The following is a 13,096-nucleotide window of genomic DNA, read 5'->3' as shown; positions in this document are numbered from 1 at the left end:
CAAAATGAAGAAATGAACAATTACCGTTGTACCACATACACACTGAGATAAAGAATGATATTTTACAAAACAAGATTCAGATGTCTTTTTATCGGCTAATTTATTAGAATATTTAAAGTTATATCGTCAGAATCCGAATTGTTTTAGTTTTACATATGATGGGCAAACATCAATCATTGAAGATTATCTAACGTATTTTAAAGATGATAATAACGCTATTTTATTTAAAGCGTTAGCTACCAAAAAATTAATTGTTGGACCGTGATATACCCAACCAGATTTCTTTAATTTAACATCTGAATCAATTGTTCGGAATTTATTATTAGGGATTACGTTAGTTGAAAATTATCATGGCCAATATTTAACAACAGCTTATGTCCCAGATTCATTTGGGCATACTTCACAAATGCCCCAAATTTATCGCCAGTTTGGCTTAGATCAATTTATTTATTGGCGCGGAGCCCGTCCAGCTGACCTTGAAGAGGGAACTATCCACTGATGGGAAGGGCTTGATGGGACAAAAATTCTCGCTTACAATTTCTATTTTGGTTACTGAGTAATGGGAAGTCATTTTCCATATCAAAGACTAACAAATGAAAATCTTGCGACCGAAGCACAGTTATTTTTAACAAGTTTTAGCGATATTTTAAATACGCTAAAAGCAAAAACAAAAGTAACAAATAATATCTTATTACCTTTTGGGGGTGACCAAGCCCCAATTTCAAAACTATTAGCTGAATTCATTGATAAACTAAATGATTTGGACCAAGAACATGCCTGAAAATTAGCAGATTACGATGAATATTTTGCTGATAATCAATTTACTAATTTAGCAACAGTTAAGGGGGAGTTAAAATCCCCAGCTTTTGCTAGAGTTCATAAAACAATTGGTTCACAACGTGTTGATCTTAAAATTAAAACTAAGGCGGTTGAATATCGTTTATATAATGCTTTTGAACCATTAGCAACTTATTACCATATGATGGGAGGAACTTATCCTGCTGAATTAATTCGTGAGGTTTTAAAATTATTAACAACATCACAAGCCCATGATTCATTAGGGGGCTGCAATAGTGATGAAACTAACCGGGATATTGCAAATCGTCTTGATCGGGCCAATGATTTAATTGCCAGTTCAATAACAAAATTACTAAAAACCTATAGTTATTATCACCAGTTAAAAAATGAAGAGTTTTTAGTTTTTAATCCGAGAATTACGGAAAACCAAAATAAGCAACACTATGAGGTTGCATTATTTACTAAAACTAAAAAATTTGCAATTAATCATACAACCAATGAGCCAGTTAATTTTGTCTTATTAGAACAAAATTACTGTGATGGGGGCTATGATGTTGTGGCAACAAATAATGGTGAAAAACATGTCTTAAGAGAAGGATTTTATCAAAATAAAGTACTATTATTAGACCTTAATTTGCCGTTATTTACAATTAGTAAATTTAAAATTACAAAGGCACCAAATTATCATAATCGTTTGGGTAACGCAGCAACACTTAAAACAAATCATTGAGAATTTACAATTAATCCCGATGGAAGTTTAGATATTTATGATTTGAAAACAAAGAGACTTTATCAAAAACAATTTTTATTAGAAGCAGATCATGATATGGGCGATTCTTATGATTATTCCCCATCTCGTCAACAACCAGGACCAGTTAGTCAACTTTTCAAAACAAAGTATGACTTTCAACAATACCAAGATTATTATCAACTTGTTTTAAATAATACATATTTAGTCCCTAGTCATGAACAAGGGAAAATGATAAAACAGCAATTTGAATTGAAATTTGCAATTAATAATACTGACTTTATTGAACTAGAAATTACAACAAAAAATGTCGCTCGAGAAATTCGTTGACGAATCAACGCCACTGCACCATTTATAACAAATAATTCTTATGCAAATCAAGCTTATGGAACAATTGAAAGACCAGTTATTTTAAGGGAAGATTTAAAAAATTGGGAAAAAGAACAGTGAAAAGAAAAACCGGTGGCAATTGAAACAAATGAATCATTTGTTTATTTAACAGATGATATAATCAAAGTGGGATATTTGACACGGGGTAATAATGAATATGAAGTAGTTAATGATGATCATTATTCAACACTATGAATTACCTTATTCCGTTCAGTTCCCTTCTTAGGTCGAAATAATTTGATTAATCGGCCAGGACGAGCATCGGGTGTTAACGAAATTGCAGTTAATACCCCAGATGCGCAGTTATTGACAACTTTAACCTTTAATTTACAATGATTTGTTTCAACAGATAATAATCTTTGAAATAAAGCTGAACAGGAAAATACGCCAGTGCTATTTTACCAACAACAAAGTTATAATTCAGTATACCAACATGCTGATCGGTTTTTACTAGCTAATTTAGAAGAACTTGATTTAGCAAGAGAGTGTGATTTAAAATTATTTGAAAATCCAAATTTTGTAATTAAAGCCGTTAAAAAATCCGAACGAAATAACGCAATAATTGTCCGAGGTTTTAATGCTAGTTGTACGGAAATTAAGTTTTCTTTTGAGAATTTACCAGAAAAAATTCAACAAATTAATAAGGTTAATTTATTGGAAAAAGAAAGCGAAACTAATATTAAAAATGATTCACTAAAAAAATATCAAATTCAAACATATGAAATCATTTTAAAAGAGGAGAGAAACAATGCAAAAAGAATTATTTAATTTAAACCATATCTATTTTGATGTAGATTGCAAAACTCAAAAAGAAGCTTTTACATTTATTGCTAACGCTTTTGTTGAAAATGGTGTTAGTGACAATTTAAAAAAATGTTTTAAAGGATTAGTAAAACGGGAAAAAGAAGGAACAACAGGTTTCAATGATGGGATAGCTATTCCTCATGCGCGAATTAAAGAAATTAGTCGCCCGGGATTATTTGTGTTCTTATTTAAAGATGGAATTGAATGAAAATCAATTGATGATTCAAAAGTTAAATTGGCAATCGCTTTAGCAATTCCAGAAACTAATTCAGGAAGTGAACATATTAAAATTTTATCTTCAGTTGCTCGAAAATTAGTTGACCAAGAGTTTTGTAAAAACTTACTATCAGCAAAATCAAAAGAAGCTGTTTATAAATTAATTAGTGAAATAGAGATTAAATAGATGAATTTAGTTTTTGATATTGGGGGATTAAGTACGAAGTATATATTATTTACCTCTGATAAAACAACAGTTATTTGTGAAGGACAAGTTGAGTATCAATCATTGATTGATAATGATCAAATTATCGAGATTGTTAATAAAATATATCAAAAATTACAAATTAGTTATCCAATTGAAAATATTGCCTTTTCTTCATTAGGAGTTATTAACCCTCTTACCGGAGAAATTTCCGGACTAGGAGCGATTAAAAATTACCATTTAGTTAACTGAAAAGATATTTTTAAAGATAAAGGAAACGTTTACATTGAAAATGATGCTAATTGTGCTGCTTGATATGAATTAACAATTAATCAAAATATTAAAAATGCCTTGCTGTTTGTCATTGGAACAGGCCTGGGGGGAGCTGTTATCATAAATCGGCAAGTTTACCATGGTAGCCATTTTATGGCCGGTGAATTTGGTTGCGGACTAGCAGAACAACAAGGAAATATTTATAAAAATATTTCCAGCTGTAGTTCAACATATTCAGCAATCATGCGCTATTATGAAAAAACAGGAATTAAAAAGACGGGCTATGAGTTATTTGCCTTATATGACAAAGATCAAAACGCTCGTACAAGTATTGATGCAATGGTTTTTGCCTTGGCAAAAGCGGTTATTAATTTTGCATTAGTAATTGATCCTGACACTATTTTAATTGGAGGGGGAATTTCTGAAAATACTTTTTTTCTGGGATTACTATCACAGGAAATTGAAAAACTAACAAAATCGTTAGGGCTTTCGCAAACTTTTACTCTTCAAGCGTGTCAAAAAAATAATAAAGCTAATCTTTATGGAGCTTTAACCTTAATTCCATAATAGCTTTTTTTTTTTTTTTTTGTTTAAAATTAGTAATTTTGAAGAGTAATAATTGATAAAATCTAAAGAAGTTCTTTCTCTAGATTTTTTTTGTTTATTTTGCTTTTTTACTAATAATCAACTATAATTAAGCGGATAGGATAGTATTTAAGAGAAAGGGAATTTAGAAAATGAGTAAAGCAATTTTTTCAGATTTAGATGGAACATTATTGCTGGACAATCACCGTTTTAGTAAAGAAACTAAGAAGATTGTTAGCAAAACTCAAAAAGAGGGAATCCATTTTGTTGTGACAACTGGTCGGTTAGCAAGTGATGCCATTCGCCAAGCAAAAAAATTAAAGGCCCATAAATATAATGGTTTTGTCTTAGCAAATAATGGGGCAAGTGCTTTTTCATTTAAAACAAATAGTTTTATTTGAATGATGGTATTTTCAAATAGTGAATTAGAAACAATTTTTAATTTTACCTATAATAAATATAAAGTTCATTTCTTTAGTAATAATTCAACCTATGTATATGAATTTGGTGAAAATTCTTATTATTGATCAAAGATAATGAAAACAAATTATTATATTATTAAGGATGTAAAAGAGATTACAGAAGATATTACCCATGCAAGCGTGATTGCTCCTAGTTCATTGACTGATCAAGAAGCGCAAGACTTAATTGAGACTTTACAAAAGCTTTTGCCACAGTTGGACATTACTCAGTATAATAATCGGGTTTTTGAACTTTCATGTAAGGGGATTTCCAAAGGGAGTGCACTACGATTTTTATCGCATCATCTTGGGGTCGAGATTAATAATACCTACTCATTTGGGGATTCATATAATGATTTGGAATTAATTCGTCAAGCTGGGGTAGGAATCGCGGTTGACAATGCAATTGATGAACTTAAGAAATTAGCTCATCAAACAGTTCCATCAAATCAAAAAAATGGCCCAGCAAAATATATTAAAGAAGTAATTTTAGAAAAATAAGTTATAATAAAGATATAGAAAACGGAGGAAAGTTAGATATGGCAGTAAATTCAATTACCGATAAAGAAAATTTTGATTCAATGATTGCAAAGGATAATATGACATTAGTAGATTTTTATGCAGATTGATGTGGTCCTTGTAAAATGATTGCCCCAATTGTGCATGAATTAGCAGAAGAAATGACAAATGTAACTTTTGCAAAAGTAGATGTTGATCAATTAGGGAATATTGCTCAAGAATATGGAGTTATGTCAATTCCAACATTAATTGTTTTTAAAGCTGGAAAAGAAATCAAACGTCATACTGGATTTATGACTAAAGATGAGCTTAAAAAAATCTTGGCATAAATATTTTAGAAAAGTAAGGGATGTGATTATTTAATGGCAATGGCAATGAAAAAACGTCGTAAGTTAATAGCTGAAAAAAAAGCGGCAAAAGCACTAGCACGTAAAGAAGCAGCAAAAGAATTAGCGGCAAAAGCTAAAAAAGCAGAATAAAAAAATATTAAGAATAGCTCTTAATATTTTTTTTATTTTAAAACTGCAAAGATAACGGCAGTAATTAAGGCAAAAGCCAAATTTAAACTTGTTGAAACGATTAAAATATAACCTTTTTTCTTTAAATAAACTAAGTAACCAGAAAATTCATTTTCTAATGTGGGATCTTGTGTAATCATATTAAATCCTAAATCTTCTTGCCAGGGTGCTAGTTTTTGGTTTTTAATGACCTTTTGAGCAGGGAATTTAATTAAAAAATAATGGCTAACAAATAGGGAAATAATAATAACGACTAAAACTCCAAAAATAATTTGTGATACATCACTGTTATTTAATTTTAAATCGATTTTATAAAGGGCTAATATTGTAACAAGAGCTATTTGAACTAATAAAAATAAGCTGTTTGTAATAGAAGACCAGATTGTAAATTTTTTTAATGTTGTTTTCATAGTGTATATTTTAACATAAATGTTAGAAGAGGGCAAAAAGGGAGACTTTAATATTTACAAAAGGGATTAATTTACCAAAATTTCGCATATCAAAATTAAAATATTGTTATTTTACTTTATTAGCCGTTTTTTTTTTTTTTTTTAATTATAATAAAATTATCTCAAAAGATAAATATAAATTTTATAAATTGTGTTTTATTTTGAGATAGATATTTGAGTTTCAATTTCTATTTTAACTTTAATATCGCTACTAATAATTCAAGACCAAAAATCTCCCTGGTAATTAATGCAAATTATTAGTAAAGAAGTTTTAACAAATTAAATATTTGTTAAGGGGGAACTATCATTATGAAAAAACTTTTAAGTATTATAGGAGCAATCTCATTAACAGCAACAGGTGCATCAAGTGTTGTTGCTTGCAATAAAAAAAAGCAAGATGAACCAAAATCTGGTGCTAAATTAGAAACAGCTCCAAAACTAAAAGATTTAAATAAAAGTACGCCTAATGATCAAAAATTATCAGCGGCTGATAATATTTAGAACAATTACAGAAAGATAAAAAGGTATTGGGTTAATGCTAATAAGGTTGTAAACCAATTCAATAAAATGTCAAAAGGTTAAAATTAATTTGAAAATTGTCTAGCTTACTAAAATTTTATGCCATTTGTAGAAGAAACAATTTTTATTATTAAAATCAACCCTGTGTTAATTTAAAATATCTAATCTTAATGTAAAATAGGTGTAATTAGGTTAGAACAAACAGGTAAAAAATTATTATCATCTAAACGATAAAATATAATTAGATAAATGATTTTAAATCAATTTATCCTTTATTAATAAATTTTAGAATTATAGTATTTAAAAAACAAATATTTTAATAATTTTTGCATAACTGTTTAAAAATTCTAAGATAACAAAATATAGCAAAAGATTAAAAATATAAAATTAACAACTTATAAATACAATTGAATAAATTCCTTATTAACCTACAAAGGAACTACAACTTTTTCTTTCAAATTAAATTCAACAAATCAATAAAAAAATAAATCAACGAACCAACAAATAAACAAATAAGTAAAAATATTTTTCTAATTAGAAAAATATTTTTATTTTCCAGACTATTTTTACTATTTCAATATCACCATACTGTTATAAGGCTGAAAAAATGTTATAATTTTGGTTATAAGATTAAAAAAGGGAGAAGAGAATATCAATGGAATTTTCGCATAAAGCAATTGAACAAAAATGACAAAAATATTGGGCAGAACATAATACTTTTGCCACAAATACAAACTTTAATAAAAAAGCATATATTTTAGATATGTTTCCATATCCATCAGGAGCAGGGTTACATGTTGGCCATCCAAAAGGATATACTGCAACAGATGTAATTAGTCGTATGCGTCGTTTACAACAATATAATGTTTTACACCCAATTGGTTGAGATGCTTTTGGTTTACCTGCAGAACAGTATGCGTTACAAACCGGAAATGACCCAGCTGATTTTACGCTTAAAAATATTGATAATTTTCGGAACCAATTAAAAGCCCTAGGATTTAGTTATGATTATCAAAAAGAGGTAAATACTTCAGCCCCATGATATTTTAAAACAACGCAATGAATTTTTGAAAAATTGTACCAACAAGGTTTAGCAGAAGTACGAGAAGTAGATGTTAATTGATGTCCAGAATTAGGGACAGTTTTAGCTAATGAGGAAGTTTTTGTTGTTGATGGCAAAATGGTTTCAGAGCGAGGAAGTTTTCCAGTTTATAAAAAACCAATGAAACAATGAGTATTAAAAATTACAGCTTATGCTGAACAATTAATCAGTGGTTTAGATGAATTAGACTGGCCCCAATCAGTTAAGGATTTACAAAAAAATTGAATTGGTAAATCAGTTGGAGCGGAAATTAAATTTGCGGTTGCTGATATGTCAGAGGAAGTTACTGTTTTTTCAACCAGAGCCGATACAATTTTTGGGGTGGAATATCTTGTTTTAGCACCTGAGCACCCGCTAGTTTTATCATTAGTAACACCAGAAAATTTAGCAGCAACAAAAGAATATTTAGAATTAGTTAAAACAAAAACAGAGTTAGATCGTCAAGATACAAGTAAAGAAAAAACAGGAGTCTTCTTAGGGCGATATGCGATTAATCCTGTTAACAATAAAAAGATCCCAATTTGAACAGCTGATTATGTTTTATCGCATTACGGAACGGGGGCCGTGATGGCTGTACCAGGTCATGATGAACGCGATTATCTATTCGCAATGAAATATAATTTACCAATTAGTTATGTGATTAAAAATAACAATAATAATGGTCCATTTCTAAAAGATGGCGAACATATTAATTCTGACTTTTTGGATGGTCTAAATACTGACCAAGCTAGCGAAAAGGCTTTAGGATTTCTTGGGGGAAAAGGGCTTGCCCAACCCAAGGTAACATATAAACTAAAAGACTGACTATTTTCGCGACAACGCTATTGAGGAGAACCTTTCCCAATTATTCATTGAGAAGATGGCTCAATTTCTTTAGTTCCGGAAGCAGAATTACCATTAACTCTACCAAAAATGGATAATATTACTCCATCATCAACGGGAGAATCACCATTAGCAAATGCAACAGATTGATTGACTGTTGTTGATGCAACAGGAAAAAAAGGGCGCCGGGAAACAAATACAATGCCCCAATGAGCGGGAAGTTGCTGATATTATTTAGCCTATCCGTTAATGACAGGACAAGAAGAAATGCTTGATCTTGCTTCTCCTGAGGGCCAAGCAGCATTAAAAGAATGATTACCTGTTGATTTATATGTTGGTGGTCAAGAACATGCTGTTTTACACTTGTTGTATGCCCGTTTTTGACATAAAGTTTTATTCGATCAAAACTTAGTCCCAACTTCTGAGCCGTTTATTAAATTAGTAAACCAAGGAATGATTTTGGGCCCTGATGGATCAAAAATGAGTAAATCAAAGGGTAATGTCATTAATCCTGATGATATTATCAAATCACATGGGGCGGATAGTTTACGTTTATATGAAATGTTTATGGGGCCAATTGAGGCTTCATTGCCATGAAGTGAAACAGGGTTAGATTCAATGCGGAAATGGTTAGATCGAATTTATCGGTTGGTGAAAAATAATAATTTTACTACAGTAAACGATAAAACATTAGATTTTGCCTATCATCAGATGGTTAAAAAGACAACAGAAATGCTAGAAAATTTAAGTTTTAATACGGCAATTTCGCAACTAATGGTTTTTATTAATGCTTGTTATAAAACTGATCAACCAATTTATCAGCCGTACTTTGAAGGGTTCACAAAAATCTTGTCATGTTTTGCTCCACATTTAGCTGAAGAAATTTGAAATAATTTTGGACATCAAGCATCAATTGCTAATGAACAGTGACCAATTTATGAAACAAAGTATTTACAAAAAACAGCAATAATTGTTGCTGTCCAAGTAAATGGTAAATTACGAGCAAAATTAGAAGTTGCTGTTGATACTCCAGAAGCAGAATTATTGTTATTAGCTAAAGAACATGAAAATATTCAAGGAATCTTAGCAACACACGATATTTTAAAAGAAATAGTTGTTAAAAATAAAATTGTTAATTTTGTTGTTAAAGCAAGATAATTTGAAAATCTTATCATTAGGTTAAATATGATAAGATTTTTTTATTTTTATCATAAATTACCACTATTTAGCATATAATTACATTAGAAAGAAGGAAGCAATTTTGAAAACAACATTAAAATTCCAATTAGAAAAAGCTCAAAGAGAAGGATATGCGGTCCCCGCCTTTAATTTTGATAATTTAGAAATGTTGAAAGCAATTATTGAAGGAGCCGAAGAAGAACAAGCACCAGTAATTATTATGGTGACTGAATCAGCCGCTAAATATATGGGTTTTGAATATGTCACTGCCCTGGGTAAAACAGCAGTAGAAAAGGCAAAGGTTCCAGTTATTTTACACTGAGATCATGGTTTTGATTTAGAATTAATTAAAAAAGCTGTTGATAATAAATATACTTCTGTAATGTTAGATGCTTCAGCTAAGCCAACAACGGAAAATATTCAAGAAACCCAAGAAATAGTTACTTATGCTCATCAGTATGGTGTGGAAGTTGAATCCGAAATTGGCCATGTTGGAGGAAAAGAAGATGACCGTAATACAGCTGGAGGTAATTATACTACTGTTAGGGCGGCAATTGATTTTGTTCAACAAACAGACGTTGATTGCTTAGCAATTGCCGTTGGGACAGCTCACGGAATTTATCATGATGAGGTTAAACTACAAATTGATCGGATTGCTGAAATTAACTCCGCCGTGAAAACACCGCTTGTGCTTCATGGTTCTTCGGGAGTTCCAAGTGATCAGTTATCTTTAGCAATTAAAGCTGGGATTTGTAAAGTGAACATTGGAACTGATCTAAAATTGGCTAATGTAAAAGGAATACGAACTTGGCTTACTGCTAATCCAACTGGTTATGATGCTCGCAAATTTGGGCGCTTAGCAATCGATGAAATGAAAATAATAGTTAAAGAAAAAATTAAAATTTTAAAAGCTAATGGAAAAGCAAAATAAAATAGTAATTTTAAATTACTATTTTATTTTGCCAAAAACAAATTAAATTTCTGACTAATTTGCTACTATTAATGTAATAAATTTATTATAATAAAAAGGTAGATAAAGTTTAGGAATTATTTATAATTTTTAGTAATATAATACGAAAATATAAAGATGGAAAAGGAGGGCAAATAATGACGTTATTTTCATGAAATATTGATTTTTTTAAAAAGTTAGGTTTATATGATGGTCCAGTTGCTCAAGGAGTTGTTTGATTAATTTTTTTGGTTTTAGCAGCGGGAGTTGTTTTTAGTGCAATTTATTTATCAAATTTTTTAATTGCCTATACAGCCCGGAAAAATATTGGTCAATCATTAGCCGGAGGAATTATTTTAGCAATTATTACATCTTTGCCAGAGTTAACAATTGCAATTACAATGGGCGCAAATGATCGTCCAGAGTTCAGTTTAGGAAATACAATTGGTTCTAATTCATATTATATGGCATTATTTGCCTTAGCAAGTTTAATTTTTATTAAACGCCAGAAATTTGTTAAAATTAATAAATTTCATTGAAGTTTATTAATTGAAGCTCTTGTTTTTATGACAATTTTATTTTTAGCATTTTTACCAAATTCATTTGGTTTGGATGCTAATGCCTTATTGCCATTTTTAACAGCAACAATCCCCGGAATTAAAATGTCATGATTATGGCTAGTTTTTTTACTTTCTTATATCACTTTAATCGTTGTTGTGATTTATCGCCAACGAAAAAGAATGAAACACCAGCCAGGGTTAGAATTTCATATTGAACCAGAGCACCATGAGGAAAAAGATTTTAAACATCATCTATCAGTTAAAATGATTGCCATCATTTTTGCTGGTTTGGCTTTTTTACTAGTCTTTTTAGCTTTTGCCCTATCAATTACTGCCGATATTTTACCACATGTATATGGTATTCCTGAAACTTCAGTTGGAGGGCTTATTTTATCTTTTGTTACAAACTGTCCAGAATTAGCAACAACATTTGTAATGTTTAAAAAGAATAAAAGAATGATTGCATTTGGTGGGTTAGTCGGAAGTTTAAATTTTAAAATTGTTATTAACTTTTTTACCGATTTGGCTTTTCGCCCAACAGGATCATTGGGGCATGTAACTGGTAATGACCCATACTTTTTGCAATATAGTGCTTTAATGTTATTACAATTAGTAATGCTATGATTAACTTTTGCCACAATTACTAAAAAGGTTCAGCATAATAAACCGGCTTATATTGCCATTAATGTTAGTATTATAGCGACATACGTTATAACTTGAATTCTACTATTGTTGTTAATTCCACAAGTTTAAGGAAAACAACATTTTTTATTGCAAATCAGTTATAATTTTAATGACGAGAAAGGGATGAAAAAATGTTTAAGTATGTAATTATCGCTAATGATTATCCCGAATCATTAGCTTTAGCGCAAAAATTAAAAATAATTTTAACAGATCGCGAAATGCAAGAAGATATTATTGCCCCTGAATATGTTTTTGTGATTGGGGGCGATGGGACGTTGCTACGGGCTGTTAATGAATTTCAAGATATTTTAGATGAAGTTTGTTTGATTGTCGTTAAATCAGGTTCGCTTGGTTTTTATGCCAATTATGATGAAAAAACAGTTACCCAAGCAATTGATGATATTATCAATGACACTGCCCATATTCAACAATTGCCATTATTGGAAGTTAAATTTAATAATAACCAAATTCGTTATGCCCTTAATGAAGTTAAAATTGTTGACCATGTTAAAACAATTCGGACAGATATTTATATCAACGATGAGTTACTAGAATATTTTCGTGGTAGTGGGTTAGTATTTGCAACTTCAACTGGTTCAACAGGTTATATGCGGGCAATTGGGGGAGCAATTATTTTGTCGAATAAGCATAAATTATGAGAAATGAAAGAAATTGCGCCAGTTGCTAATTCAACATTTTCAACAATAACAGCCCCTTTAATTCTTGATGATAGTCAGAGCGTAATTTTAGAAGGTGAACTAATAGATAAACAAATCATAATTGATACTTATGAATATGAAGCAAACAATAACTTAGTTGAAATTAAATTCAGTGATAAAACGTTAAATTTAATTTATAATCATCGCCAAAATCAATCAACAACGGCCAAACTACAAACTTTATTTGCTTATTGTAATAATGTTAATAAACGAGGTGATCGTTAATGTCAGTTTGAAAAATAATTTTAATTGTTGTTGGAATGATTATTATGCTATTATTTATTTTCATGATGGTTTTTTGAAAAAAAATCTTTAATTATCGTAAAGAACTATTAGGTAATCAAACCATCAATTTTTCCGTCAGTGATTTAATTACGATTCTAGGAGCTAAGGAAAATATTATTGATGTTCGAGCAACAATGACAAGATTAAAAGTGACAGTTAAGGAAATTGAGGAAATTGATTTACCATTGCTACAAAAAAAATTTAAACTTAAAAAAATTCAAATTATTAATCAAACACTAATTTTACCATTAGGACAAATTAGCTTAAAAGTTGAAGAAGTAATTAAAGCTGAACTTAAGCGCTAATAAGAG

The 13,096-nt window shown here is 30.0% G+C and carries 12 protein-coding genes; 11 read left to right on the top strand and 1 reads right to left on the bottom strand.

Annotated elements, in window-relative coordinates; all coding sequences use genetic code 4:
* The first annotated feature begins 4 nt into the window (after window positions 1-4).
* The 5 genes from SSYRP_RS04315 (at window position 5) to trxA (ending at window position 5,328) form a co-directional block, all read left to right on the top strand.
* Window positions 5-2,704: a glycoside hydrolase family 38 N-terminal domain-containing protein gene (locus tag SSYRP_RS04315; protein WP_016341083.1), complete on the top strand. Its 2,700-nt coding sequence runs from the start codon at window positions 5-7 to the stop codon at window positions 2,702-2,704.
* The gene (locus SSYRP_RS04310; protein ID WP_016341082.1) at window positions 2,685-3,143 is read left to right on the top strand and encodes a PTS sugar transporter subunit IIA; all 459 of its coding nucleotides are present in this window, start codon (window positions 2,685-2,687) and stop codon (window positions 3,141-3,143) included. The genes SSYRP_RS04315 and SSYRP_RS04310 overlap by 20 nt, the downstream gene beginning before the upstream one ends.
* Window positions 3,144-4,001 (top strand): ROK family protein, encoded by an 858-nt coding sequence (locus SSYRP_RS04305; RefSeq protein WP_016341081.1) that lies wholly within the window; start codon window positions 3,144-3,146, stop codon window positions 3,999-4,001. It abuts the gene before it with no gap.
* A gap of 170 nt (window positions 4,002-4,171) precedes the next feature.
* On the top strand, window positions 4,172-4,981 hold the full coding sequence (locus tag SSYRP_RS04300; protein WP_016341080.1) for a Cof-type HAD-IIB family hydrolase: 810 nt from the start codon (window positions 4,172-4,174) through the stop codon (window positions 4,979-4,981).
* Window positions 4,982-5,019: 38 nt separating this feature from the next.
* Window positions 5,020-5,328: a thioredoxin gene (trxA, locus tag SSYRP_RS04295; RefSeq protein ID WP_016341079.1), complete on the top strand. Its 309-nt coding sequence runs from the start codon at window positions 5,020-5,022 to the stop codon at window positions 5,326-5,328.
* A gap of 182 nt (window positions 5,329-5,510) precedes the next feature.
* Here trxA and SSYRP_RS04290 read toward each other — a convergent pair whose 3' ends face one another.
* A complete protein-coding gene (locus SSYRP_RS04290) occupies window positions 5,511-5,927 on the bottom strand; it encodes a hypothetical protein (RefSeq protein ID WP_016341078.1) in 417 nt (138 codons plus the stop codon).
* A gap of 348 nt (window positions 5,928-6,275) precedes the next feature.
* On the opposite strand from SSYRP_RS04290, the gene SSYRP_RS04285 reads away from it, so the two are divergent.
* The 6 genes from SSYRP_RS04285 (at window position 6,276) to SSYRP_RS04260 (ending at window position 13,090) form a co-directional block, all read left to right on the top strand.
* Window positions 6,276-6,467, top strand: coding sequence for a lipoprotein (locus tag SSYRP_RS04285; protein ID WP_016341077.1), 192 nt, complete (start codon window positions 6,276-6,278; stop codon window positions 6,465-6,467).
* A 673-nt stretch (window positions 6,468-7,140) separates the two neighbouring features.
* Window positions 7,141-9,567, top strand: coding sequence for a leucine--tRNA ligase (leuS, locus tag SSYRP_RS04280; protein WP_016341076.1), 2,427 nt, complete (start codon window positions 7,141-7,143; stop codon window positions 9,565-9,567).
* A gap of 103 nt (window positions 9,568-9,670) precedes the next feature.
* A complete protein-coding gene (locus tag SSYRP_RS04275; RefSeq protein WP_016341075.1) occupies window positions 9,671-10,519 on the top strand; it encodes a class II fructose-bisphosphate aldolase in 849 nt (282 codons plus the stop codon).
* Between the two features lie 176 nt (window positions 10,520-10,695).
* Window positions 10,696-11,850 carry a sodium:calcium antiporter gene (locus SSYRP_RS04270; RefSeq protein WP_016341074.1) on the top strand — a complete coding sequence of 385 codons (1,155 nt, stop codon included), beginning with the start codon at window positions 10,696-10,698 and terminating at the stop codon, window positions 11,848-11,850.
* A 62-nt stretch (window positions 11,851-11,912) separates the two neighbouring features.
* On the top strand, window positions 11,913-12,725 hold the full coding sequence (locus tag SSYRP_RS04265; protein WP_016341073.1) for an NAD(+)/NADH kinase: 813 nt from the start codon (window positions 11,913-11,915) through the stop codon (window positions 12,723-12,725).
* A complete protein-coding gene (locus SSYRP_RS04260) occupies window positions 12,725-13,090 on the top strand; it encodes a PTS transporter subunit EIIB (RefSeq protein WP_016341072.1) in 366 nt (121 codons plus the stop codon). The genes SSYRP_RS04265 and SSYRP_RS04260 overlap by 1 nt, the downstream gene beginning before the upstream one ends.
* Window positions 13,091-13,096 lie beyond the last annotated feature (6 nt).

It is taken from the genome of Spiroplasma syrphidicola EA-1, assembly GCF_000400955.1.
Taxonomy (GTDB): Bacteria; Bacillota_I; Bacilli_A; order Mycoplasmatales; family Mycoplasmataceae; genus Spiroplasma; species Spiroplasma syrphidicola.
The sequence above is the reverse complement of the archived record's forward strand: the minus strand, read 5'-3'. Positions and strand labels throughout refer to the sequence as shown.